25 protein-coding genes are annotated in these 25,318 nt (G+C 58.8%); 10 read left to right on the top strand and 15 right to left on the bottom strand.

Translation table 11 applies throughout. The features are described from left to right. Positions 1-437: 437 nt before the first annotated feature. Positions 438-1,637 carry a tyrosine--tRNA ligase gene (tyrS, locus tag BMY45_RS21040; protein WP_076383442.1) on the bottom strand — a complete coding sequence of 400 codons (1,200 nt, stop codon included), beginning with the start codon at positions 1,635-1,637 and terminating at the stop codon, positions 438-440. Between the two features lie 210 nt (positions 1,638-1,847). Here tyrS and BMY45_RS21035 point away from each other — a divergent pair, with 210 nt between their 5' ends. Together BMY45_RS21035 and BMY45_RS21030 are read left to right on the top strand one after the other, a co-directional pair. Further along, positions 1,848-3,260, top strand: a complete 1,413-nt coding sequence (locus BMY45_RS21035) for a peptidoglycan DD-metalloendopeptidase family protein (protein ID WP_092400995.1) — start codon at positions 1,848-1,850, stop codon at positions 3,258-3,260. A gap of 3 nt (positions 3,261-3,263) precedes the next feature. Next, positions 3,264-4,355, top strand: a complete 1,092-nt coding sequence (locus tag BMY45_RS21030) for an anhydro-N-acetylmuramic acid kinase (protein WP_092400992.1) — start codon at positions 3,264-3,266, stop codon at positions 4,353-4,355. Between the two features lie 69 nt (positions 4,356-4,424). Here BMY45_RS21030 and erpA read toward each other — a convergent pair whose 3' ends face one another. Together erpA and argC are read right to left on the bottom strand one after the other, a co-directional pair. Then, positions 4,425-4,775 carry an iron-sulfur cluster insertion protein ErpA gene (gene erpA, locus BMY45_RS21025; RefSeq protein ID WP_003206114.1) on the bottom strand — a complete coding sequence of 117 codons (351 nt, stop codon included), beginning with the start codon at positions 4,773-4,775 and terminating at the stop codon, positions 4,425-4,427. A gap of 155 nt (positions 4,776-4,930) precedes the next feature. After that, positions 4,931-5,965, bottom strand: a complete 1,035-nt coding sequence (gene argC / locus BMY45_RS21020) for an N-acetyl-gamma-glutamyl-phosphate reductase (protein ID WP_047228042.1) — start codon at positions 5,963-5,965, stop codon at positions 4,931-4,933. A 134-nt stretch (positions 5,966-6,099) separates the two neighbouring features. On the opposite strand from argC, the gene hemJ reads away from it, so the two are divergent. The 6 genes from hemJ (at position 6,100) to coq7 (ending at position 10,541) form a co-directional block, all read left to right on the top strand. Then, complete coding sequence (gene hemJ / locus BMY45_RS21015) at positions 6,100-6,531, top strand: protoporphyrinogen oxidase HemJ (protein ID WP_092400989.1); 432 nt, start codon at positions 6,100-6,102, stop codon at positions 6,529-6,531. Between the two features lie 35 nt (positions 6,532-6,566). After that, positions 6,567-7,535 carry an NAD(P)H-dependent flavin oxidoreductase gene (locus BMY45_RS21010; protein ID WP_092400986.1) on the top strand — a complete coding sequence of 323 codons (969 nt, stop codon included), beginning with the start codon at positions 6,567-6,569 and terminating at the stop codon, positions 7,533-7,535. Between the two features lie 52 nt (positions 7,536-7,587). Then, on the top strand, positions 7,588-8,547 hold the full coding sequence (locus BMY45_RS21005) for a DUF805 domain-containing protein (RefSeq protein ID WP_092400983.1): 960 nt from the start codon (positions 7,588-7,590) through the stop codon (positions 8,545-8,547). A 62-nt stretch (positions 8,548-8,609) separates the two neighbouring features. Further along, positions 8,610-9,398: an SDR family NAD(P)-dependent oxidoreductase gene (locus BMY45_RS21000; protein ID WP_092400980.1), complete on the top strand. Its 789-nt coding sequence runs from the start codon at positions 8,610-8,612 to the stop codon at positions 9,396-9,398. An 82-nt stretch (positions 9,399-9,480) separates the two neighbouring features. After that, positions 9,481-9,819: a histidine triad nucleotide-binding protein gene (locus BMY45_RS20995; RefSeq protein WP_003316306.1), complete on the top strand. Its 339-nt coding sequence runs from the start codon at positions 9,481-9,483 to the stop codon at positions 9,817-9,819. Positions 9,820-9,893: 74 nt separating this feature from the next. After that, positions 9,894-10,541: a 2-polyprenyl-3-methyl-6-methoxy-1,4-benzoquinone monooxygenase gene (gene coq7 / locus BMY45_RS20990; RefSeq protein ID WP_092400977.1), complete on the top strand. Its 648-nt coding sequence runs from the start codon at positions 9,894-9,896 to the stop codon at positions 10,539-10,541. Positions 10,542-10,667: 126 nt separating this feature from the next. On the opposite strand, the gene speD is transcribed toward coq7, so the two are convergent. Both speD and BMY45_RS20980 read right to left on the bottom strand, forming a co-directional pair. Next, positions 10,668-11,462, bottom strand: coding sequence for an adenosylmethionine decarboxylase (gene speD, locus BMY45_RS20985; RefSeq protein WP_047228048.1), 795 nt, complete (start codon positions 11,460-11,462; stop codon positions 10,668-10,670). 239 nt (positions 11,463-11,701) lie between these two features. Beyond that, positions 11,702-12,124: an OsmC family protein gene (locus BMY45_RS20980; protein ID WP_003206127.1), complete on the bottom strand. Its 423-nt coding sequence runs from the start codon at positions 12,122-12,124 to the stop codon at positions 11,702-11,704. Between the two features lie 234 nt (positions 12,125-12,358). Between BMY45_RS20980 and crp the strand changes: the two genes are divergently transcribed. After that, positions 12,359-13,003 carry a cAMP-activated global transcriptional regulator CRP gene (gene crp, locus BMY45_RS20975; protein WP_047228049.1) on the top strand — a complete coding sequence of 215 codons (645 nt, stop codon included), beginning with the start codon at positions 12,359-12,361 and terminating at the stop codon, positions 13,001-13,003. Here the strand turns inward: crp and BMY45_RS20970 are convergent. Genes BMY45_RS20970 through BMY45_RS20955 form a run of 4 tightly spaced genes read right to left on the bottom strand, consistent with a single transcriptional unit; the run spans position 13,000 to position 16,188 of the window. After that, a complete protein-coding gene (locus BMY45_RS20970) occupies positions 13,000-13,698 on the bottom strand; it encodes a lipoate--protein ligase family protein (protein ID WP_092400974.1) in 699 nt (232 codons plus the stop codon). The genes crp and BMY45_RS20970 overlap by 4 nt on opposite strands. A 4-nt stretch (positions 13,699-13,702) precedes the next feature. Further along, the gene (gene trpC / locus BMY45_RS20965; protein WP_092400970.1) at positions 13,703-14,539 is read right to left on the bottom strand and encodes an indole-3-glycerol phosphate synthase TrpC; all 837 of its coding nucleotides are present in this window, start codon (positions 14,537-14,539) and stop codon (positions 13,703-13,705) included. Next, a complete protein-coding gene (gene trpD, locus BMY45_RS20960) occupies positions 14,536-15,585 on the bottom strand; it encodes an anthranilate phosphoribosyltransferase (protein WP_092400967.1) in 1,050 nt (349 codons plus the stop codon). Before trpD ends, trpC begins: the two co-directional genes overlap by 4 nt. Positions 15,586-15,594: 9 nt before the next feature. Further along, positions 15,595-16,188, bottom strand: a complete 594-nt coding sequence (locus BMY45_RS20955; RefSeq protein WP_092400964.1) for an aminodeoxychorismate/anthranilate synthase component II — start codon at positions 16,186-16,188, stop codon at positions 15,595-15,597. 410 nt (positions 16,189-16,598) lie between these two features. Here BMY45_RS20955 and estP point away from each other — a divergent pair, with 410 nt between their 5' ends. Beyond that, entirely contained in the window at positions 16,599-18,506 is a 1,908-nt protein-coding gene (estP, locus tag BMY45_RS20950) for an esterase EstP (protein WP_092401010.1), read from the top strand. 149 nt (positions 18,507-18,655) lie between these two features. Here estP and trpE read toward each other — a convergent pair whose 3' ends face one another. The 6 genes from trpE to BMY45_RS20920 form a co-directional block, all read right to left on the bottom strand. Further along, positions 18,656-20,137: an anthranilate synthase component I gene (gene trpE / locus BMY45_RS20945; RefSeq protein ID WP_092400961.1), complete on the bottom strand. Its 1,482-nt coding sequence runs from the start codon at positions 20,135-20,137 to the stop codon at positions 18,656-18,658. A gap of 70 nt (positions 20,138-20,207) precedes the next feature. Then, the gene (locus tag BMY45_RS20940; protein ID WP_092400958.1) at positions 20,208-21,026 is read right to left on the bottom strand and encodes a phosphoglycolate phosphatase; all 819 of its coding nucleotides are present in this window, start codon (positions 21,024-21,026) and stop codon (positions 20,208-20,210) included. Further along, entirely contained in the window at positions 21,023-21,697 is a 675-nt protein-coding gene (gene rpe / locus BMY45_RS20935; RefSeq protein ID WP_092400955.1) for a ribulose-phosphate 3-epimerase, read from the bottom strand. The genes BMY45_RS20940 and rpe overlap by 4 nt, the downstream gene beginning before the upstream one ends. A gap of 78 nt (positions 21,698-21,775) precedes the next feature. Then, positions 21,776-22,924, bottom strand: a complete 1,149-nt coding sequence (locus tag BMY45_RS20930) for an iron-containing alcohol dehydrogenase (RefSeq protein WP_092400952.1) — start codon at positions 22,922-22,924, stop codon at positions 21,776-21,778. A gap of 200 nt (positions 22,925-23,124) precedes the next feature. Then, complete coding sequence (locus tag BMY45_RS20925; RefSeq protein ID WP_092400949.1) at positions 23,125-23,949, bottom strand: ABC transporter permease; 825 nt, start codon at positions 23,947-23,949, stop codon at positions 23,125-23,127. A gap of 12 nt (positions 23,950-23,961) precedes the next feature. After that, positions 23,962-25,209: an ABC transporter permease gene (locus BMY45_RS20920; protein ID WP_092400947.1), complete on the bottom strand. Its 1,248-nt coding sequence runs from the start codon at positions 25,207-25,209 to the stop codon at positions 23,962-23,964. Positions 25,210-25,318: the final 109 nt, after the last annotated feature.

Genomic DNA, 25,318 nt, shown 5'->3' with positions numbered 1-25,318 from the left:
CCCACACGAATTGCTTGATTCAGTTGTTAAAGAGCGGTGGGCTGAGCCTTTCGTCTCAACCGAGGCGCGCATTCTACAGCGCCCGGTGTAACTGTCAAGCGGTTATTTTAAGAAGTTTTCAAAGTTTCGCTTAAGAAACATCAACAACTTCAACCACTTGCGCTTCCGATCTCTCGTTAGCGGGAGGCGAATTCTACAGCGTTACTCGCTGCTGTCAACACCTCTTTTTGACCGCTTTCGATCGAGAAGATCGAATCGTTAACGGAGCCAGAAAAACCGCCCCACCAACTACTTCCCGAGCTTCGATAACCTGAAGCCCCGCACCTTCGAAACCTACTTAACTCATTGAAACTCAAAGAGTTTTCCGTTTCGACTGCGCCGGAAGTGGGGCGAATTATAGACGCCCATAATTTGCCGTCAAGTATTAATTTCAGCTTTTATTCCGGCTTCAGCACGATACGCGCAAAAGCCTTCTTGCCAGCCTGACAGACATGGGTAGCGCCCAGCTTATATATGTAGGCGCGATCCACCACCTCACCATCAATGCGCACGCCACCCGAACCAAGAAGATCTCGCGCGGCCGCAGCATTCTTGACCAGGCCTGCCTTATTAAGGACGGCCGCAATCGGCATATCTTCGGCCGCAGTCAATTCGATCTCAGGCAGATCATCCGGCAATTCGCCATCCTTCATGCGATTGCCCGCCGCACGATGGGCATTGGCCGCAGCCTCCTCACCATGGAAACGCGCGACAATCTCCTCAGCCAGTTTGATCTTGATGTCCCGCGGGTTTGCCCCAGCCTCAACATCCGCACGGAATGCGTTGATCTCATCCATGGAACGGAAGCTGAGCAATTCGAAGTAACGCCACATAAGCACGTCAGGAATGGAAACCAGCTTGCCGTACATAACACCCGGCGCTTCCTGGATACCCACATAGTTACCCAACGACTTGGACATCTTCTTCACACCATCCAACCCCTCCAGCAAAGGCATGGTCAGAATGCACTGGGCTTCCTGACCATAACCACGCTGAAGCTCGCGCCCCATCAGCAGGTTGAACTTCTGATCCGTACCGCCGAGTTCGACGTCAGCACGCAATGCGACCGAGTCATAGCCCTGAACCAGCGGATAGAGGAATTCATGAATGGCGATCGGCTGACTGGTTTTATAGCGCTTGTCAAAATCATCGCGCTCGAGCATACGAGCCACGGTGTATTGGGAGGTCAGGCGAATGAAATCCGCCGGCCCCATCTGATCCATCCAGGTGGAGTTGAAAGCGACTTCGGTCTTGGCCGGATCAAGGATCTTGAAGACCTGAGTCTTGTAAGTCTCGGCATTATCAAGAACCTGCTCGCGAGTCAGCGGTGGGCGCGTCGCGCTCTTGCCACTCGGATCACCGATCATCCCAGTGAAGTCACCTATCAGGAAGATGACCTGATGCCCCAGGTCCTGGAACTGACGCAGCTTATTAATAAGCACGGTATGACCCAGGTGCAGATCGGGTGCCGTCGGGTCGAAACCAGCCTTGATACGCAGCGGTTGCCCACGCTTGAGCTTTTCAATCAGCTCGGACTCGACCAACAACTCTTCTGCACCACGCTTGATCAGCGCTAGCTGCTCTTCAACCGACTTCATAACAGACCCGCAAGGCTCAGATTCAAAGGGACCCAACCATACAAGATCGCGCACCAAATACAAGGTTTGCCGGGCGCGCGGACACCAATCCACGGACAGAATGTCCGCGGGCTTGCTTCGCAGGTGATTTGGTTATATTTTATACAGTTATTTCATCTTCATCATGTCATTCATCTTTTCCAATTCATCTCTTCAAAAGTCAAATTACCTATGACCACAGAACCATCCAAAGCGCCGCCGCTTTACCCCAAGACCCACCTGCTCGCTGCAAGTGGTATTGCCGCCCTTCTTAGCCTGGCGCTCCTGGTATTTCCTTCCAGCGATGTTGAAGCCAAAAAGACGACGCTGAGTCTCGAACTGGAAAGTCCTGCTGAACAACTGACACAAGATCAAGACGCTGCCGAAGCCGTCCAAGCCACAAACGAGGCCGCGGCCTCCCCCTTCGCGCAGATCGAAAACAACGCTGAAGACACTCCCGCGTCCGCCCAAGCGGAGCCCGCAGTCGAAGAAAAGAAGGACCCGGGCCACCATGAGGTCATAGTTGCCAAAGGCGACACGCTCTCCACTCTCTTCGAAAAGGTTGGCCTGCCGTCGACCCTGGTCCACGAAGTTTTGGCCAGCGACAAGAAAGCCAAACAGTTCGCTCGGCTACAGAGGGGGCAGAAACTCGAGTTCGAACTCAGTCCTGACGGCCAACTGACCAGCTTGCACACCAAGCTGAGCGACCTGGAAAGCATCACCCTGAGCAAAAACGACAAGGGTTATGCGTTCAACCGCGTCATCACTAAACCAACCGTGCACTCAGCCTACGCCCATGGCGTCATCAACAGCTCATTGTCGCAATCGGCCGCACGCGCCGGCCTTTCCCATAGCCTGACAATGGACATGGCCAGTGTGTTTGGCTACGACATCGACTTCGCTCAGGACATTCGCCAGGGCGACGAGTTCGACGTTATTTACGAACAGAAAATGGTCAACGGAAAAAGCGTCGGCAACGGCCCTATTCTTTCTGCGCGCTTTACCAATCGCGGCAAGACCTACACGGCGGTGCGCTACACCAACAAACAGGGCAACAGCAGCTATTACACTGCCGACGGCAACAGCATGCGCAAGGCATTCATCCGCACCCCGGTTGATTTCGCCCGTATCAGTTCAAGATTCTCCGTAGGCCGCAAACATCCAATCCTGAACAAGATCCGCGCCCACAAAGGCGTCGACTACGCAGCTCCCCGCGGCACGCCAATCAAGGCCGCCGGAGACGGCAAAGTGCTGCTGGCCGGACGTCGGGGTGGTTATGGCAACACCGTGATCATCCAGCACGGCAACACTTACCGTACGCTGTATGGTCATATGCAGGGCTTCGCCAAAGGCGTGAAGACCGGCGGCAGCGTCAAGCAAGGCCAAGTGATTGGCTACATTGGCACTACCGGCCTGTCCACCGGGCCGCATTTGCATTATGAATTCCAGGTCAACGGCGTTCACGTTGATCCGCTGGGACAGAAGCTCCCCATGGCCGATCCGATCGCCAAGTCCGAGCGTTCCCGCTTCCTGGCTCAGAGCCAACCCTTGATGGCTCGCATGGACCAGGAAAAAGCCACCATGCTCGCCTCGAGCAAGCGCTAAGCCATGGCGCACTATATCGGCGTGATGTCTGGCACCAGCCTGGATGGACTGGATATCGCGCTGATCGAACTGAATCCGGCGATCCAGTTGGTCGCCACGCACTACATCCCCATGCCCGCCTCCCTGCGCACCGAAATGCTCGAGTTGTGCAGCAGCGGGCCCGATGAGATCGCTCGCTCAGCCATTGCCCAACAAAACTGGGTAAGGCTGGCTGCGCAGGGCGTCCACACGTTGCTCGACGAACAGAAGCTCAAACCTGAAGCTATCCGGGCAATCGGTAGCCATGGCCAGACCATACGGCACGAACCGGCCCGCGGCTTTACCGTGCAGATCGGCAACCCCGCACTATTGAGCGAATTGACCGGCATTGCCGTCGTCAGCGATTTTCGCAGTCGCGATGTTGCTGCTGGCGGACAAGGCGCCCCGCTGGTTCCTGCGTTTCATGAAGCATTGTTTGAAGAACGGGTCGGCAATCGCGCCGTACTGAATATCGGCGGCTTCAGCAATCTCAGCCTGATAGAACCCGAAAAGCCCGTAGCCGGTTTCGATTGCGGCCCTGGCAACGTATTGCTGGACGCCTGGATACATCAGCAACGGGGCGAGCACTTTGATCGCGATGGTCTGTGGGCTGCGAGCGGAAAAGTCGAACCGGCTCTGCTAAAGGCCCTGCTTGGCGACCCTTTCTTTGTCACTCAAGGCCCTAAAAGCACAGGACGCGAAGTGTTCAACCTGTCCTGGCTGACCCAGCACCTGTCGCACTTACCGGTCTTCGCCCCTGAAGACGTGCAGGCAACACTACTCGAACTGACTGCCCTGACCATCGTCCAATCGCTGCAAAATGCCCAGACCAACACTCAAGAGCTGCTGGTTTGCGGCGGCGGCGCGCACAACCGCACACTCATGAAGCGGCTGGCCGATTTACTGCCAAACACCCAAGTTAGCAGCACGGCCACTTACGGTGTAGACCCGGATTGGGTCGAAGCCATGGCCTTTGCCTGGTTGGCCCATTGCTGCCTTGAAGGCATTGCAGCGAATCGCCCAAGTGTCACCGGTGCACGGGGTTTGCGCATACTCGGCGCCATCTATCCCGCCTGAATCCATTTTTTCGCCGTACAGCAAAACGCCGCAGAGCCGTAAGGCGCTGCGGCGTTCTTATTTAAAGCCTCAGATCGAAAACGAAGAACCGCATCCACAGGTTGTGGTGGCGTTAGGGTTCTTGATGACGAACCGCGATCCTTCCAGTCCTTCCTGATAATCCACCTCAGCACCCGCCAGGTACTGGAAGCTCATCGGATCGACCACAAGACTGACACCTTCTCGCTCGACGATGGTGTCGTCATCGGCCACTTCCTCATCGAAAGTGAAGCCGTATTGAAAACCCGAACAACCGCCGCCCGTCACAAAAACGCGCAGCTTTAAACGATCATTCCCCTCCTCATCGACCAGGCTCTTCACCTTGTGCGCGGCACCGTGGGTGAATTGCAAAGCCGTGGGGGTGAAGGTTTCGACGCTCATGCTGAATATCTCCCGGCGCTTACGCCGCCATAATGCGTGATGACGCGCATTATCCGCTTCTCCTAGAAAATCGGTCAACTATTTGAAGGACAGCGGCAAGCTACAAGCTCTGAGCTGCAAGCGGGTCGTCCCAAGCTTGCCGCCGCAGAGTAGCCTTAGGGCAACATCCCGGCATGGGACAGACCCAGACGCTCATCCAGCCCGAACAGAATGTTCAAGTTCTGCACAGCCTGACCGGACGCGCCTTTGACCAGGTTATCGATGACCGACAACACCACTACCAGATCGCCATCCTGCGGGCGATGCACCGCGATCCGGCAAACGTTCGCGCCGCGCACGCTGCGAGTTTCAGGGTGGCTGCCGGCCGGCATCACGTCGACGAACGGTTCGTTGGCATAACGCTTCTCGAACAACGCTTGCAGGTCCACGGAACGGTCGACGACGGTTGCGTACAGCGTGGAGTGAATGCCGCGAATCATCGGCGTCAGGTGCGGCACGAAAGTCAGGCCGACATCCTTGCCTGCAGCGCGACGCAGCCCCTGGCGGATTTCCGGCAGATGACGGTGACCTTTGACTGCATACGCCTTCATGCTTTCCGACGTTTCAGAGTACAACGAGCCGACACTGGCACCCCGGCCGGCACCGCTGACACCGGACTTGCAGTCGGCGATCAGACGCGACGCATCAGCAAGCCCCGCCTCGAGCAGCGGCAGGAAACCCAGTTGCGTTGCCGTTGGATAGCAGCCCGGGACAGCGATCAACCGTGCCTGCCTGATTTTCTCGCGATTGACTTCCGGCAGGCCGTAGACCGCCTCGTCCAGCAGATCCGGCGCACCGTGTGGCTGGCCGTACCATTTGGCCCACTCTTCAGCGTCCTGCAGACGGAAATCTGCCGACAGGTCGATGACCTTGGTCCCGGCGGCCAGCAGCTCGCCTGCCAGAGCATGGGCAACACCGTGAGGCGTGGCGAAGAACACCACATCACAGGCCCCGAGGGTCTTGATGTCCGGAACGCTGAACGCCAGGCCATCGTAATGGCCACGCAGGTTCGGATACATGTCAGCGACGGCCAGTCCAGCCTCGGATCGGGAGGTAATGACCACCACCTCAGCCTGCGGATGCTGTGCCAACAGACGCAGCAGTTCGACACCGGTGTAACCCGTGCCGCCGACGATACCGACCTTGACCATATACCTGCCCTCAACGAACCCACTGGAAAGCTGTCGATGATAGGGGCCGCGCGGCCCGGCGACAACCGCCAAGGTGACGTGTGGCCGCTCTAGCCTCTACTATCGGGCTACCGTGAATCTGGGAATACACCAAAATGCTCTATCTATGGCTCAAAGCACTTCATATCGTCAGCATGGTCTGCTGGTTCGCCGGCCTGTTCTACCTGCCGCGCCTGTTCGTCTATCACGCCCAAAGCGAAGACAGCGTCAGTAAAGAACGCTTCATCGTCATGGAGCGCAAGTTGTATCGCGGCATCATGGGGCCGTCGATGATCGCCACCCTGGTATTCGGCATCTGGCTGCTCAGCCTCAACGCAGCAGCCTACTTCACTCAAGGCGGCTGGATGCACGCCAAGCTGACCCTGGTGGTGCTGCTGATCGGTTATCACCATATGTGCGGCGCACAATTGAAGCGCTTCGCCCGTGGCGAAAACACCCGCAGCCATGTCTTTTATCGCTGGTTCAATGAAGTGCCGGTTCTGATATTGCTGGCTATCGTAATTCTGGTCGTGGTTCGGCCGTTCTAACTTTCAATCAGCACCACCTATCCGGGGTACTTCCGATGTCGCTGCCCGCTCTGCTTGAACAACGTTTGCGCCTGCCCGTCGTGGCAGCGCCGATGTTTCTGATTTCCAATCCACAGTTGGTACTGGCCTGCTGCCGCAACGGAATCGTCGGCAGCTTTCCGGCACTCAATCAGCGCGAAAGCAGTGGTTTCAAAGCCTGGCTGGAAGAAATCGAAGCGGGCCTGGCAACCATGGAAAACCCGGCGCCCTATGCCGTGAACCTGATCGTCCATCACAGCAACCCGAGGCTTCAAGCCGACCTGGCCATCTGCATCGAGCATAAAGTTCCGATTGTCATCACCAGCCTGGGCGCCGTGAAAGAACTGGTGGATGCGGTTCACAGCTATGGTGGACTGGTATTCCACGATGTCACCACGCGCCGTCATGCCGAGAAAGCCGCCCAAGCCGGTGTCGACGGCTTGATCGCGGTCGCCGCCGGCGCAGGTGGCCACGCCGGCACCTGGAGCCCTTTCTCACTGGTCGCCGAGATCCGACAATTCTTCGACAAAACCCTGCTGCTTGCGGGATGCCTGAACCACGGCCATCAGATTCTGGCCGCCCAACTGCTTGGCGCGGATTTGGCCTACTTCGGCACACGCTTTATCGGCACGACCGAAAGCCATGCGCCTGACGCTTATAAAGAGATGTTGCTCACATCCAGAGCCGCAGACATCGTGCATACTCCTGCGGTGTCCGGGGTGCCGGCCAGCTTCATGCGCCAGAGCCTGGAAAACGCCGGTTTCGACCTGGCCGCCCTGCAGGGCAAGGGTGAGGTGGATTTCGGTTCAAAACTCAAGCCGCTGAACGATGAAGCCAAGGCCTGGAAAACCGTATGGTCCGCAGGCCAGGGTGTGGGTGAAATCCATGATCTGCCAAGTGTCGATCAGCTAGTGGCACGCCTGGATGAAGAATACCGGCAGGCGCAGGCCCGCGCGACACAACTGGGCGGCCAATGGCCCCGCTGAAATCAACCGGATCAAAACCATTGCTTAACCTTATGAGACAAGGATGCCTGGCATGAGCGAAACCCGTTTCAATATCGTATTCGATGGAGCCCTGCTGCCGGGTGTCGATACCACCACAGCCAAGCTTAACCTGGCTGAACTGTTCAAAAGCGATGTCAGTGCCATTGAGCGGTTGTTCAGCGGGCGCAAGGTAGCGCTTAAAAGCAACCTGTCCCAGGCCGAAGCGCAGAAGTACCTGGAGGCTCTCAACAAGAGCGGGATCGATGCTCGAATCGAAGCCGAGCCTTCCCTCGAACTGAACCTGGACGAGGTACAGCATTCGCCGCTGCCGTCGAACGGACGCCACCCGGACTCAATCATCGACCCGGTATCGCCCTACGCGCCACCCCGAGCCGAGGTGGGTGAAGCAATGGCCGAGTACAGCACGCTCAAGCCCTTCAGCTTCGAAGGGCGCATTGGACGACTACGCTTCCTGGGCTGGACCATGGTCTTGACTCTGGTCATGCTGTTTGTGGTGGGCACAGCCTTTTCATTGGGCTTGACCTGGTTCCTCGCCTCCAGCTCCACGGCGGCAATGATCGTCGGCGGCCTGCTGGGACTGATCATCGCACTGGGCTTTGCTTATGTAAGCATCCAGTTCAGCGTCCAGCGCCTGCACGACCTGGGTTGGTCCGGGTGGTTGTGGTTGCTCAACCTGGTACCGTTCGTGGGCAGTGTCTTCCCCTTCGTACTCATGGCCTTGCCCGGCAACACCGGCGCCAATCGCTATGGCCCCCCGCCGCCGCCCAACAGCACCGCGGTCAAGGTACTTTCGTCGCTGTGGATTGTCATGATCGTGGTGGCTTTCCTTGCCGCAATGGCCGGGGCATTCAGCGGCATCACAGAGGAATACGACAGCAGTTCCTTGAGCAGCTATGAGAGCAGCGAGCTCATTGATGAAGACACAGCAGAACCAGCCGTCGAAGCAGCCGAGCCTGCTGCGCCTTCTGTAGACTATGAAGAGGAACAATAAGCGCGCTTCGTGCCGGTGACAGCTCAGTCCACTGGCGACGGGCCGTTGCGATGGAGAACTGCATGACCCGTTACGCTCTGATCACTGGCGCCTCCAGTGGCATTGGCCTGGCAATGGCCGAAGCACTCGCCCGCCGCGGTCGCGACCTGATATTGGTGGCTCGACAGCGTGATCGGCTGGAAAGTATTGCAATCGAACTGACTCAGCGTTTTGGCGTGGAGGTGTTGTTCCGGGCTTGTGACCTGGGAGAACCGCTGAGGCTTTCAGGCTTTCTGCTTGAACTGGAAGAAGGCGAGCGACAGATCGACTTGCTGGTCAATTGTGCCGGTATCGGCACCAGCGGGCCGTTCCTGGGCCAGGACTGGATGACCGAGCAGGATCTGATCGAAGTCAACATTCTCGCCCTGACGAGGCTCTGTCACTCGGTGGGCAACAGCATGGCGCTGCAGGGCGGTGGCCAGATCCTGAACGTTGCATCGATCGCCGCGTTCCAGCCTGGCCCTTGGATGAGCACCTATCACGCCAGCAAGGCTTATGTGCTGCATTTCTCCGAAGCCCTGCGGGTCGAGCTGAAAAAAAGTGCAATAAAGGTATCGGTGCTTTGCCCCGGCCCGACACGAACCAGCTTTTTCGCCAGGGCGCAGCTCAATGAACAGAAACTCAACGACAGCCAAACCCTGATGAGCCCGGAGGAAGTCGCGCTGTATGCCGTGCGCGCACTGGAAAAAAACCGCGCGATCATCATTCCTGGACGCCGCAATCGCTGGCTGGCGGCGTTGCCGCGACTGGGCCCGCGATGGCTGGTTCGCACGATTGCCGGCATGACCAACAAGGCCTGCTGCCCCCGCTGAATGCCTTTTCCCGTGAAAAACCGGGCTCGCCAATCGCGCCTTAAGTACACTCAAGCTCGACTAACCCAATGGAGAAACAGCTGTGGATACTCTGTTTACCAAGATCATCAACCGGGAGATTCCGGCCAAGATCATTTACGAAGATGATCAAGTTCTGGCGTTCCACGACATCGCCCCGCAAGCACCTGTGCATTTCCTGGTCATCCCAAAGAAACCGATTCGCACGCTCAATGATCTGACCGAAGAAGACAAAGGCTTGGCCGGGCATATCCTGTTCACTGCCCAGCGCCTGGCGCTTGAACTGGGTTGCGAAGAAGGTTTTCGTGTGGTGATGAACTGCAATGAACTTGGGGGACAGACCGTCTATCACATTCATATGCATGTGCTTGGGCAGCGCCAGATGAATTGGCCGCCGGGTTGATACCCTGACCCAACGCAAATCCTGAGCGGCCGATTGAGTTAAACTGGCCGCCGTGATTTTTCCCGGAGGTAAGCATGACTACCCAACGTCACTACTCACCGATTGACCGCCTACTGCTGCAAGCTGATACCGCGATGCGTACGCTGCTGCCCTTCAGTGGTCAGCCCTACCGTCCATCGCCGGCTATCGTGCAGCCGGACGCGCAAATGAGTGATGAGCAAACCCGCCATGTCGCTGGGCTGATGCGCATCAACCACACCGGTGAAGTCTGCGCCCAGGCGCTGTATCAGGGCCAGGCGCTGACGGCGAAGCTGCCCCAAGTACGTGAGGCGATGGAGCATGCCGCCGAGGAAGAAATCGACCATCTGGTCTGGTGTGAACAACGCATTCACCAACTGGGCAGCCATACCAGCGTCCTGAACCCGTTGTTTTACGGGATGTCATTTGGAATCGGCGCAGTGGCCGGGCTGATCAGCGACAAAGTCAGCCTCGGCTTTGTGGCGGCCACTGAACATCAGGTGTGCAAACACCTGAATGAGCACCTGGAGCAATTGCCGGCCGAGGACGAAAAGTCCCGGGCGATTCTGAAGCAGATGCGCGAGGATGAAGAGCACCACGCCGAAAGTGCGCTTGAGGCCGGCGGGTTTCGTTTTCCAGCGCCGGTGAAGTTTGGCATGAGCCTGTTGGCCAAGGTCATGACCAAGAGCACCTATCGAATCTGATCGTGCAAGGGTGGCGAGGGGCTATTCCCATACCATAGCGTTGCATGCCTGAGCGTGCATTCACGTTCTACAGACACTAAAAAAGGCGGCTCCCCTGGGGAGCCGCCTTTTTTGTAGCTGAAACCTTCAGCGCGGCATGTTGCGCGCGTAGAAAATTTCCAGCATCTCGTGTTTGACACGGTCTTCCACCTGATCCCGCTGTTCAGCAGAGAGGTTGCTGGTGGCGTCCCCGAACAGGTAGTTATCAAGCTCGAAGTTCTTGAGCAGCATTTTGGTGTGGAACAGGTTTTCCTGGTACACGTTCACGTCGGTCATCTGGTACGCGTCGCGAGTGTCTTCGGAGAGATAGTTCTGAATCGAGTTGATCTCGTGATCAATAAAGTGCTTATGGCCTTCAACGTCGCGAGTAAACCCACGCACGCGGTAGTCCACCGTCACGATGTCCGAGTCGAACTGATGAATCAGGAAATTGAGTGCCTTGAGCGGTGAAATGACGCCACAGGTCGACACGTCAATGTCCACACGGAACGTCGCAATACCATCCACCGGGTGTATTTCCGGGTAGGTATGTACCGTAATGTGGCTCTTGTCGAGGTGGGCCAGGATGATTTCCGGCAATGGGCCCGGGGACTCTTCGATCTGACTGTCGGTCGGTGTCACCGGTTCTTCCGAGATCAGAATGGTCACGCTGGCGCCTTGGGGTTCATAGTCCTGACTGGCGATGTTCAGGATGTTGGCACCAATGATATCGACAACTTCCGTGAGGATCTGCGTGAGGCGCTTGGCGTTGTACTCTTTATTGATGTACTCGACGTAGGCCTGCTGGTCCTGCGGGGTTTCCGCATAGCAGATGTCATAGATGTTGAAGCTCAAGGTCTTTGTCAGGTTATTGAACCCATGGAGCTTGAGTTTGCTTTTCACCGTTTGAAAACTCTCTATGTATTGCGGCCTGGCCGCGTGATCAAGCATGCCCGTCAGATGCGAACGACGCACCTGCGTAGGACGGTTAACACCTCTTCGCGATGGCGATTTTGGTTGTCTGTCCAGACAAGGGACCGGTCGGTGGACCGATCACTGCCCTGAAAAAAGTGGCGCATTATGCAGAGGTCGGCTTCTGATCGCCAGAGCTTGCACTGCTTTTATGATGGTTGGATGTCGATTCAACCCAATTCGATGATTTCATAATCGTGGGTGATTTCAACTCCGGCGGCGCCGAGCATGATGGAAGCCGAGCAATATTTCTCGGCTGACAGCTCAATGGCGCGCTTGACCTGGGCTTCCTTCAAGGCACGTCCCTTCACCACGAAATGCATGTGAATCTTGGTGAACACTTTCGGGTCTTCGGTGGCGCGTTCCGCTTCCAGGAAGGCTTCGCAACTTTCGACGGCCTGGCGCGATTTTTTAAGAATGCTGACCACGTCGAAGTTACTGCAGCCGCCCACGCCCAGCAGGAGCATTTCCATCGGCCTTACACCCAGGTTCCGACCTCCGGCTTCTGGCGGGCCATCCATGACGACCACATGACCGCTACCTGACTCACCGAGGAACATGGCTTCGCCAGCCCATTGGATGCGTGCCTTCATCGCCAAGACTCCACTGTCTGAAAAAAGGGTCGCCAGCTTAGCACAGCCCCCCGCCACGGCGGCTTCTGCCTTAGGACGCATGACAAATACACGTAGGTAAATTCTCAAATCAATTAGGGGCGCCTCTGTTAAGCTGGCGCCAATTAGCTGGCGTATGGCCAGCTATCGCGATTGCCATTCGCGCCCCACAAAAAATCCAAATCAATACATCGCGCAGTCTTTCGGGATACAACCATGGTTGCCATTACTCCCACACCCAAGATCAAGAATCTCGACAAACTCTTGATGCATTGTCAGCGTCGCCGCTACCCGGCCAAGCACAACATCATCTGCGCTGGCGATCGCTCCGACACCCTGTCTTTCATCATCAAAGGGTCGGTCACGATCCTGATCGAGGATGATGACGGTCGCGAAATGATCATCGCCTATCTCAACGCCGGGGACTTCTTCGGCGAACTTGGATTGTTTGAACAGGCAGGCAAAGAACAGGAACGTAGCGCCTGGGTACGGGCCAAGGTCGAATGTGAGGTCGCGGAGATCAGCTATAGCAAGTTCCGGGAACTGTCGGTGCAGGATCCCGACATTCTTTACGTCCTCAGCGGACAAATCGCACAGCGCCTGCGCAACACGACCCGCAAGGTGGGCGACCTCGCCTTCTTCGACGTGACCGGTCGCGTCGCCCGCTGCTTGCTGGAACTGTGCAAGCAACCCGATGCCATGACCCACCCGGACGGCATGCAGATCAAGGTGACCCGCCAGGAAATCGGCCGGATTGTTGGTTGCTCGCGGGAGATGGTCGGTCGTGTGCTCAAGGATCTGGAAGAGCGCAACCTGGTCAGCGTCAAAGGCAAGACCATGGTGGTGTTTGGGACGCGTTAGGCGAGCAGCCTGGTCAGCAGTTCCCGGTACAGTACCTCAAGCCGCTGCAACGCGTGCGGCGCTGGGAATTTTTCATGCAAGGCAATATGACTCTCGGCGCGCACTCGCTGCGCCAGGCCACAGGCCTCATTGAAACGATTGACCGCGGCAACCATCGATTCGCGTTCGTTCTCCAGCAACAGGGCTCCATGCACCAGACCCACCGGGCGTTGACCACCCTTGCTCTGACGCCAGCGCTGAGCGGTGCCGACCATTTTCCGGCCGTCGAGATTGACGTTGAATCGACCGTCGCAGAACGCGCCCTCGACTTCACCTAACGAAGCCACCCCACCCAGTTCATCCAACAACTGGCAGATCGGATCACACAACCGGCGATAACCGGTTTCGATGCGGCCATGGTCGCCTTCACTACGCGGCGGTGCGTAAACCAGGGCGATATTGACGGTGGCGGCAGACTGCGGCACCGGCTCACCGCCGGTTTCGCGCAGCAGCACTGGCCAGCCGTGGGCCGCCGAGATCTGGCAGGCGTGTTCGAACCCCGGTAAACGACTCAAACGACGAGGCATGACCAGCGCGCGATCGTTGGGCTGCCAGAACAACACGCCGAACTCAGCGTCGCCTGCACAGATGCTGGCCAGCAAATCCTGTTCGGCTTGCAGACCGGCTTCGACGGTCAGGGAAATCACGGGCGACATTGAATCAATCCAGTGTCGAACCGCTTATCGGAACGCCGCGTTCAGGGAAGAACAGACGTTGCAACTCGGTACCCGGATTTTCCGCGCGCATGAACGCTTCGCCCACCAGGAACGAATACACATCGCTGACTTCCATCAGCTCGACATCGGCCCGGTTCAGGATCCCGCTCTCGGTGATCACCAAGCGATCACGCGGGATACGCGGCAACAAATCCAGAGTCGTTTCCAGGCTGACTTCAAAAGTATGCAGGTTGCGGTTGTTCACGCCGACCAGCGGAGTATCGAGGGTCTTCAAGGCCCGCTCCAACTCCTCGCCATCGTGGACCTCCACCAGGACATCCAGGCCCACGCCTTTGGCGACCGCCGCCAGCTCGGCCATTTTCACATCGTCCAGGGCGGAAACGATCAACAACACGCAGTCTGCGCCCAGCGCGCGGGCTTCAACGATTTGGTAAGGATCGATCATGAAATCCTTGCGAATCACCGGTAGCTTGCACGCCGCCCGCGCCTGCTTGAGGTATTCATCGGCGCCCTGGAAAAAATCGATATCGGTCAGCACCGAGAGGCAAGTCGCACCGCCCTTCTCATAGCTCTTGGCGATATCGGCGGGGACAAAGTGTTCACGAATCACGCCTTTGCTGGGGGACGCCTTTTTAATTTCGGCAATCACCGCTGGCTGCTTTTGCTTGGCCTGATCGATCAGCGCCTTGGCAAAGCCACGCGGCGCATCCGCTGCCCGCGCCAAGGTTTCCAGCTCTGCCAGACTGACCCGAGCACTACGTTCGGCCACCTCTTGAGCCTTGCGAGCCAGAATGTTTTCCAGAACCGTTGGCACACTCATCCTTCGTTCTCCACTTTGAATACGGCGGTAAATGCACCCAACTCTTCGAGTTTTTCCCTGGCAAGGCCGGTGTGCAACGCATCATGGGCCAGTTCCACGCCCTGCTTGAGGCTGCTGGCGTGATCCGCCGCATACAACGCGGCGCCCGCATTGAGTACGATCATCTCGGCGGCCTTCTGGCCATTTTCGGTCTTGCGGCGCCCCAAGGCATCGCGAATCAGTTCCAGCGACTGGGCCGGCCCATCCACCGCCAGTCCATGCAGGCTCTGGCTCTTCATGCCCAGGTCTTCAGGTTCGACCCAATACTCGCTGATCTGATCATTTTTTAATTCCGCCACGTACGTCGGTGCAGCCAGGCTGAATTCGTCCAGGCCATCCTTCGAATGGACCACCAGCACATGCTTGCTACCCAGACGCTGCAAGACCTCGGCCAGAGGCCGGCACAATGCCTGGCTGAACACACCTACCACTTGATGCTTCACGCCGGCCGGATTCGTAAGCGGGCCGAGCATGTTGAACATCGTCCGCAGGCCCAGATCACGACGCGGCGCGGCAGCGTACTTCATGGCACGGTGGTGGGTCTGGGCGAACATGAAACCGATACCCACGTTATCGATGCAACGCGCCACCTGTACTGGCGTCAGGTTCAGGTAGATCCCCGCCGCCTCCAGCAGGTCGGCGCTGCCGCTCTTGCCGGAGACCGCACGATTGCCATGCTTGGCGACGGTGCAACCGGCCGCGGCGACGACAAAGGCCGAGGCAGTGGAAACGTTGAAGATATTGGCGCCGTCCCCGCCGGTGCCTACCACATCCACCACGCCATCCAGGGTCTTGAGTTCGACCTGGTCCGCCAGCTCGCGCATGACCGAAACGGCACCGACGATCTCATCGATGCTCTCGCTCTTCATGCGCATGGCCATCATGAACGCGCCGATCTGCGCATCCGAACATTGGCCGGTCATGATTTCGCGCATCACATCACGCATCTCGTCGGTGCTCAGGTCGAGATGGCCGACGATACGGCTCAGGGCTGTCTTGATATCCATGAAAAGTCCTTAGCGCGTGCCGCCGGTTTGTTTGAGGAAGTTGGCGAACAGCTCGTGACCCTGTTCGGTGAGAATAGACTCGGGGTGAAATTGCACGCCCTCGATATTCAACGTTTTGTGACGAAGCCCCATGATTTCATCCACAGAGCCGTCCTCGAGCTGAGTCCAGGCGGTCAGCTCCAGACAATCTGGCAGGGTTTGGCGCTTGACGATCAGGGAGTGGTAGCGGGTGACAGTCAGCGGAAGATTCAGACCTTCGAATACGCCCTTGTTCTCGTGAAATACCGGGCTAGTCTTACCGTGCATGACTTGCCGGGCGCGCACCACCTCGCCGCCAAAGGCCTGGCCGATCGACTGGTGCCCCAGGCAGACACCCAGGATCGGCAGCTTGCCGGCGAAATACTTGATGGCTTCGATGGAAATGCCCGCTTCGGTCGGCGTGCAAGGGCCGGGAGAGACCACGATGCGCTCGGGCTTGAGGGCTTCGATTTCGGCGATGGTCAGTTCGTCGTTGCGCACGACCTTGACCTCGGAGCCCAGCTCGCCAAGGTACTGCACAACGTTGTAGGTAAAAGAGTCGTAGTTATCGATCATCAGCAACATGGCGTAAGCAACCTATTGAATTCACTGACTTGAAATACAGCCTTCGGAGAGTGACCCGCGCGGTGCTGCGCTTGGCGAGGCGTGTGATGGGCCAGCGAAGCGACGTTCAAGCGGGTAAAGAAGGCAAATCGGTACAGGTCCGGCCAGGCCGGCAGAGAACGTTCAGGCGCGCCAACGCCAACGGGCGTGTGCCTTGATCAGTTGATCCGGAAATTTGCTGATAATCGACACGGGGAAAGTCTCGTTCATACGTTCCGGCACAGTAGCTTAGCTGGGCGGAGCACGCAATATGACGATCCCCGAAGGGCTTGGAAACAATCGCGATGTACCTGATGGATGGCAAAACGCCGGAAGTTTTTGGTACTGTCGTTTCGTTTTCTAACAACAATAAGATAAAAACGGACTTTCTCATGCTAAGAAAAACGTTGTTCGTACCAATGGCCGGCTGTCTGCTGGCGATGGCCTGCGCCCAAGCGAGCGCCGCGCCCAATCCCTACTCCAGCTTCATCGTGTTTGGCGACAGCCTCAACGATGCCGGCCAGTTTGCCGACCCGGACGGTCCGTCAGGGGCCACGCAACGCTTTACCAACCGCACAGGCCCGCTCTATCTCGACGGAAGCGGCGAATCCTATTCCCTCAATTCCACCCAACTGCTGGGCGGACGGTTGGGCTTTTCCGCCGATGAAACCGCGGCATCCACCTCGGCGGTTCGTGCTAGCGAAGGCCAGGCCGATGGCAACAACTGGGCCGTGGGCGGGTATCGTACCGACCAGATCCTCGAGTCGATTACCGGCGTTTCCGACACGGGTGAGCGCAGCCGTGACGGATACCTGCTGTCCAACGGCCTGCGTGCCGACCCGAACGCGCTGTACTACCTTTCCGGGGGCGGTAACGACTTCCTCCAGGGCTTGGTACTGACCCCCGCCCAGGCGAGCGCCGCCGCGGACCGCCTGGCCGACAGTGTCCAGGTACTGCAAACCGCCGGTGCCCGTTATGTGATGGTCTGGCTGCTGCCCGATCTGGGCCTCACCCCTGCGCTCAATGGCACGCCTTTGCAAGACGCCGTTTCGCAGCTCAGCAACCAGTTCAACCAGCAACTGGTCACGCGGCTGCAAGGCATTGATGCCGAAATCATTCCACTGAACGTTCCGCTATTGCTGCAGGAAAGTTTCGCCGATCCAGCACGATTCGGCCTCGCCACTGGCGAGAACCTCACCGCCACCTGCTTCAGCGGCAACGGCTGTACGGAAAACCCCACCTATGGCATCAACAGTGCGACGCCAGACCCCACCAAGCTGATCTATAACGACTCGGTCCACCCCACCGAGTCTGGCCAGCAACTGATCGCCGATTACGCCTTTTCCCTACTTGCGGCGCCATGGGAGCTGACATTGCTGCCGGAAATGGCTCACTCGACCCTGCGCGCCCATCAGGATGAGTTGCGCAGCCAGTGGCAATCGGATTGGGAGGACTGGCAGGCCGTCGGCCAATGGCGGGCAATTGTCGCCGGCGGCGGCCAGCATCTGGACATGGACAGTCAAAGCAGTGGCGCCAGCGCCGACGGCAGCGGCTACAGCCTGAATGTCGGGGGCAGCTATCGTCTCAACGAGGCTTGGCGCGTGGGTGTAGCCGCCGGTTTCTACCGCCAGGACATGGAGGCAGGCAGCAACGATTCGGACTACAAGCTCAACAGCTACCTGGCTACCGCTTTCGCCCAGTTCCAGCAAAACCGCTGGTGGGCCGATGCGGCGTTGACCGGCGGCAAGCTCGACTACGACAACCTGGAGAGAAAATTCGACCTGGGCGTCAACGAGGCGCAGGAAAAGGGCGACACCGACGGTCATCTGTGGGCATTCAGCACGCGGTTGGGCTACGACATCGCCCAACCGGGCAGCCAGTGGCACCTGTCACCGTTTATCAGCGCCGATTATGCGAAGGTGGAAGTCGACGGCTATTCAGAAAAGAGTAGCCGCTCCACCGCCCTGACCTTCAATGATCAGACCCGCGACTCGAAACGCCTGGGTATTGGCTTGCAAGGCAAATACAACTTCACCCGTCAGACCCAGGTGTATGGCGAATATGCCCACGAACGCGAGTACGAAGACGACACCCAAAAAGTGAACATCGCCCTCAACAGTCTGCCGGCCAATGATTTCACGCTTGAAGGCTATACGCCGCAGAGTCATTTGAATCGCCTGAGCCTGGGGGTCAGCCACAAGTTGACCAACGATCTGGCCCTGCGCGGCGGTTATACGCTGCGCAAGGACGATGACTTTACTCAGCAGGGGGTGAGTGTCGGGGTCAGTCTGGATTTCTAAAGAAGACGGCTTGCTTCTGTAGGAGCTGCCGGAGGCTGCGATCTTTTGATCTTTTGATCTTTCGCTTGAGACTCAAGTGTCTGGGGAAAGATCGCAGCCTCGTTGCACTCGACAGCTCCTACACAGCTCCTACACAGCTCCGGAACGGTTCAGTCGCTTGGGGTCTGCTCGGCCAGCGCTACGGCACGGAACATTGCCCGGCGCTTGTTCAGGGTTTCTTCCCACTCCAGCACCGGCACCGAGTCGGCCACGATCCCGCCGCCGGCCTGCACGTGCAGCTCACCGTCCTTGATGACGGCGGTGCGGATGGCAATGGCAGTGTCCATGTTGCCGTTCCAGGCAAAGTAGCCCACGGCCCCGCCATATACCCCACGCTTGACCGGTTCCAGTTCGTCGATGATTTCCATGGCGCGGATTTTCGGTGCGCCAGACAACGTTCCTGCCGGCAGGATGGCCCGCAGGGCATCCATCGCCGTCAGCCCGGCCTTCAACTGGCCCGTGACGTTGGAGACAATGTGCATCACGTTGGAATAACGCTCGATGACCATCTTTTCGGTGAGCTTCACCGAACCGACTTCCGAGACGCGCCCGGTGTCATTGCGGCCCAGGTCGATCAGCATCAGGTGCTCAGCGATTTCCTTGTCATCCGACAGCAGGTCCTCTTCCAGCGCCCGGTCGGCTTCCTCCGTGGCGCCACGGGGACGAGTGCCAGCGATAGGTCGCACAGTGATCAGGTTGTCTTCGACCCGCACCAGCACTTCGGGTGAACTGCCCACAACGTGGAAGTCACCGAAGTTGAAGAAGTACATGTAAGGCGTCGGATTGAAACAGCGCAGCGCCCGGTACAGATCGATGGGCGCAGCCTTGAAGTCAATGGACATGCGTTGCGACGGCACCACTTGCATGCAGTCGCCGGCCAGGATGTATTCCTTGATGGTATCGACGGCCCTTTCGTAATCGTCCTGCGTGAAGCTGGAACGGAACACCGGGTCGGCCGCCGACTGTTTGCTGAAATCCAGGCCAGGACGCGGCGTGATCGGCTGCCGGAGTTTTTCCAGCAACGCCTGAAGACTTTTCTGACCTTGCTCGTAGGCGTCTTCCCGGGACGGATCGGCCAGGACAATGGCGTGCATCTTGCCAGCGAGGTTATCGAAGACGACCACTGCGTCAGAGACCATCAGCAGAATGTCCGGCACGCCCAGCGGGTCCGGGTTCGGGCAGGTGCCCAGACGCTTTTCCACGTAGCGTACGCAGTCATAGCCGAAGTAGCCCACCAGACCACCGTTGAATCGCGGCAGCCCGGGGATGGTGGGCACGTTGTAGCGGGCCTTGAAGGTTTCAACGAAGGCCAGCGGGTCTTCGACCTCCAGGCTTTCGATCTCGACGCCGTCATGGGTCACGCTGACACGATGGTCATGGACCCGCAGCACCGTGCGGCACGGCAGGCCGATGATGGAATAACGCCCCCACTTCTCACCGCCCTGCACCGATTCGAGCAGGTAGGAGTTGGGCTCATCGGCCAGCTTGAGGTAGATCGACAGCGGTGTGTCGAAGTCGGCCAGGGTTTCGCAGGCAAGCGGAATACGGTTGTAGCCGGCAGCGGCTAGACGCAGGAATTCTTCACGGATCATGGTGTGCCTCGTGGCAGGAGGAGCTGACAGTCAGGTATGCAAACGCGCCGGATAACCGGCCAGGATCAGGTCAGGCGCGCCAACGCCAGCGGGCCAGGGCCTTCATGACTTTCATCCAGAGTTTGCGAGTGACCACCACGATGGCGTTTCCAGAAGAGGATTGAACAGCGTCGGGCAACGTTATCTCAGCGGCCGGGTCCAGGCAACCGGGAATTAACAGACGCAAATCGTCAATCACCAGCGTGGGAAACTCTTCGGCGATCGGCCGGCCATGGTTGTAGCCGTAGCTCAGCGCCACACATTTGACCCCGGCCGCTTTCGCCGCCAACACATCGCTGCGCGAGTCGCCGACGAACAGCGATTGAGAGGCCGGGATGTTGGCCATTTTCATCACGAAAAACAGCGCGGCCGGGTCAGGTTTTTTCTGTGGCAGGGTATCGCCACCGATGATCCAGCGAAAATAACGACCGATTTTCATCTGATCCAGCAGGGGCGCGACAAAGCGCTCCGGCTTGTTGGTGATCAGGGCCATCTCCACACCTTGCTTGTGCAGCCACTTGAGGGTGGAACGCACACCGGGGTAGACAACGGTCAGCTCGTGATTACCTTCATAGGCTTCGTTGAACAACTCCAGCGCCCGCTCGGCCTCGGCGTCATCGACGCCCTGGGCATCGATGTGGTTGGCCAAGGCCCGCCGCACCAGCATGGGCGCGCCGTTGCCGACCCATTGGCGCACGGCGTCAATTCCGGCGGCCGGACGACCGAGCTTGAGCAGCATGTTGTCCACGGCCGCCGCCAGGTCCGGCACCGAGTCGACCAGAGTGCCGTCGAGGTCGAACATCACCAGACGCGGCAAACTGCCGGGAAACAGCTGCTCGAACCCGCTCATGGACGGGCCAGGGCCAGTTCGGCGCGCATCTTTTCAATGACCTCTTTGTAGTCCGGCGCATTGAAAATGGCCGAGCCTGCGACAAAGGTGTCGGCACCGGCCTCGGCGATTTCGCGGATGTTGTTGACGTTCACGCCACCGTCGATCTCCAGGCGGATATCACGGCCCGATGCCTTGATCAGTGCGCGGGCTTCACGCAGCTTGTCGAGCGTGCCAGGAATGAACTTCTGCCCGCCGAAGCCGGGGTTGACGCTCATCAGCAGGATCATGTCGACCTTGTCCATCACGTACTTGAGCACGTCCAAAGGCGTCGCCGGGTTGAACACCAGGCCGGCCTTGCATCCGCCTTCGCGGATCAACTGCAGGGAGCGGTCGATGTGCTGGGTGGCTTCGGGGTGGAAGGTGATGTAGGTGGCACCGGCCTCGATGAAGTCGCCGACGATGCGATCCACCGGGCTGACCATCAGGTGCGCGTCGATCGGCGCCGTGACGCCGTACTTGCGCAGCGCTGCGCAGACCATCGGGCCGATGGTCAGGTTGGGGACGTAATGGTTGTCCATGACATCGAAGTGCACGATGTCGGCGCCGGCGGCCAGAACGTTGTCCACTTCCTCGCCCAGGCGGGCAAAGTCGGCGGAGAGAATCGACGGAGCAATAGCGAAGGGCTGCATGACGCACCTGTTTTGAGCGAAATCACGATGGCGCGCATTGTATACCTCAAGATTTGGCGCGCCCACCGTGGCAGACGATCAATACGCCGCGCGGTAGATCTTCTCGATATCGCTGGCGCTCAGTTTGCGTGGATTGTTGCGCATCAGTCGCTCGATTCCGGCCGCCTCCACCGCCATGGACGGGATCACCTCGTCCGTCACCCCCAGGCTGCTCAGGCCCTGGGGGATTTCCACGGCAGCACACAGCGCAACCATGGCCTCCACGGCTTCGTCCGCGGCTTCAAGGTCGCTCAGATGCGCGGTCTTAATGCCCATGGCTTCGGCGATGTCGCGCATGCGTTCGACGCAAGCCATCTTGTTCCACGCCATGACATACGGCAGCAACAAGGCATTAGCCACACCATGGGACACGTGAAAACGCCCGCCCAGCGGATACGCCAGCGCATGCACCGCCCCGACCCCGGCATTGCCGAACGCCATGCCGGCCATCAGGCTTGCCGTGGCCATGTCTTCGCGAGCCTGCAAATGAGCGGGGTTGGCGTAGGCCTTGGGCAAGGCGCGGGTGATCAGTTTTATTGCGCCGATAGCCAAGGCATCGGTGATCGGCGAGGCATTGAGCGACAGGTAGGACTCGATGGCATGCACCAGTGCATCGACGCCACTGGCGGCGGTCACGCTCCGGGGGCAGGTGAGGGTCATCTGCGGGCTGACCAGCGCTACGTCCGGCAGCAGATAATCGCTGACGATACCTTTCTTAAGCTGCGCGGCCTTGTCGGAGAGGATGGCCACGTTGGTGACTTCCGAGCCGGTCCCGGCCGTGGTGGGAATGGCGATCATGGGCGCGCCTTTGCGCGGGACCTGATCGACTCCGAACATATCCTGCAGCTCGCCGTGGTAACCGGCGTAGACCCCCACGCATTTGGCGATGTCGATGGCACTGCCGCCGCCCAGGCCGATCAAGCCATCATGGCCGCCGTCGCGGTAGGCCTGCATGCAATCTTCGACGATGGCTATTTCCGGATCGGGCATGACCCGGTCGAAAACCTCGTAGTCGCGCCCACCCAAATGCTGCAACGCCAGCTCCACGGTGCCGGACTTGACCAGCGCAGCGTCGGTGACGATCAATGGGTTGTCGACATCCAGCCGCGTCAGCTCGGCCGCCAGTTGCTCAATGGCAGCGGCACCGGTGATCAGTTTGTGGGCGATCTTGAATGAGGAAAGACTCATGTGCGCGGCCTCTTGTTCGAGTATGGGCTGGCACAAGGATAGCTCGGTATTTAAGGTTGTCTTGCATTCAGCCCATGAATACCCCGCAAACCTGTGGGAGCGGGCTTGCTCGCGAATGCGGTCAAACATTCAACCTATTTGCTGAATGACACACCGCTTTCGCGAGCAAGCCCGCTCCCACATTGGTTTTGCGTTGGCCCTCAGACTTGGGTGGTGCGCAGTTTCTCGCTACGCCCACGCAACCACTCCAGAGTCAGCAACAGGATCACCGAAAAGGCGATCAGCAGCGTCGCGGCGGCGGCGATGGTGGGACTGAGGTTCTCGCGGATACCGCTGAACATCTGCCTTGGCAACGTTGCCTGCTCGGGACCGGCCAGGAACAGCGTCACCACCACCTCATCGAATGACGTCGCGAAGGCGAACAGTGCGCCGGAGATCACGCCCGGGGCGATCAACGGCAGGGTCACTCGACGAAACGCCGTCAAGGGTGAAGCTCCAAGGCTGGCGGCGGCCCGAACCAGGTTGTAGTTAAAGCCCTGCAGAGTCGCCGACACCGTGATGATGACGAACGGCACGCCCAGCACGGCATGGACCACGATCAGCGAGAAGAAACTGTTGCCCATCCCCAGCGGCGCGAAAAACAGGTAGCTGGCCACCCCGATGATCACCACCGGCACCACCATCGGCGAGATCACCAGGGCCATCACCAGCGCCTTGCCCGGAAAGTCGCCACGGGTCAGGCCAATAGCCGCCAGGGTGCCGAAGACCATCGCCAGTACCGTCGCCGCCGGGGCGACGATGACGCTGTTCCTCAGCGCCCGCATCCACTCCGCCGAGGCGAAGAAATCGTGGTACCACTGCAACGAAAAGCCTTGCAACGGGTACACCAGGAAGCTGCCGGAGTTGAACGACAATGGAATGATCACCAGCACCGGCAGGATCAGGAACAACAGGATCAGCCCGCAGAATATGCGCAAGCTGTAGAACCACACCCGCTCGACGGGGGACATGTAAGGACTCAGCATTTCGATCTCCCCTCAGCTCAGGCGCAGGCGACTGGCGCCCACCAACCAGTTGTAAATCAGATAAAGCACGACGGTTGCCAGCAACAACAACCCGCCAAGCGCCGTGGCCATACCCCAGTTGATGCTGGTGTTGGTGTAGAACGCGACGAAGTAGCTGACCATCTGATCGCTCGGGCTGCCCAGCAGTGCCGGCGTGATGTAGTAGCCGATGGCGAGGATGAACACCAACAGGCAACCGGCGCCGACACCGGCATAGGTCTGCGGGAAATACACGCGCCAGAAACTGGCGAATGGATGGCAACCCAGGGAAATCGCCGCACGCATGTAAGTCGGAGAGATGCCTTTCATCACGCTGTAAATCGGCAGGATCATGAACGGCAGCAGGATATGGACCATGGAGATGTAGACACCGGCGCGGTTGAACACCAACTCCAGCGGCTTATCGATAATACCCATGGCCATCAGGCCACTGTTGATCAGCCCGCCCGATTGCAGCAGCACGATCCACGCCGCCACCCGCACCAGGATCGACGTCCAGAACGGCAACAGCACCAGAATCATCAGCAGGTTGCTTTGGCGCGATGGCAGGTTCGCCAGCAGGTAGGCCAACGGATAGGCCAGCACCAGGCAGATCGCGGTGATCACCAGACCCATCCAGAACGTACGGGCAAAAATATCCAGGTAGATCGCCTGGTCGGGGGTGGCCGGGGCCAGTTCACCCAGATCATCGATGCGATGATCGACGGCCGCCAGCAGGTAATACGGGGTGACATCACTGGTGTTGCGGCGGATCACCTGCCAATACGCCGGATCGCCCCAGCGTTCGTCAAGGTTCTCCATCGCCTCTTTATAGGAGACCGGCTCAGTGGCGAACGGCAGCGCACGGGCGGTCTTGGTCAGCAGGCTGCGATAGCCGGCCAGTTCCATGTTCAGGCGCTTGGACAAATCGCCCAAGGTCTGATTCTTGCGGGCTTCGGCGAGGTCTTCGCTGGCGGCCTTGTACACCGGCTCGCCGGGCAACCCACGTCCGTCCCAGGCAGCGACCGCGGCGACGGTGCGCGGCATGCCGTTGACCACTTCCGGGTTGCTGACGCTTTTGAACAGCAGCGCCACGATCGGCACCAGGAACACCAGCAACAGAAACAGTACCAGCGGCGCGATCAAGGCCTGGGCCTTCCAGCGGTTGACCCGCTCGGCGCGCTTGAGCCGCTGCTTCAGGGTGGGGCTGGTGCCCGCGTTCAGTGGAACGGCGATGGCCATGGCGAACTCCGCAAATCTTTTTGATCGTTACAGAAGCGGCGTGCCGCTTCTGTTTAAGGTGAAACGCAAATCCTGTAGGAGCTGGCGCAGCCTGCGATCCTTTGAGGCC

It is taken from the genome of Pseudomonas sp. NFACC39-1, assembly GCF_900110355.1.
Lineage (GTDB): Bacteria > Pseudomonadota > Gammaproteobacteria > Pseudomonadales > Pseudomonadaceae > Aquipseudomonas > Aquipseudomonas tehranensis.
The sequence above is the reverse complement of the archived record's forward strand: the minus strand, read 5'-3'. Positions and strand labels throughout refer to the sequence as shown.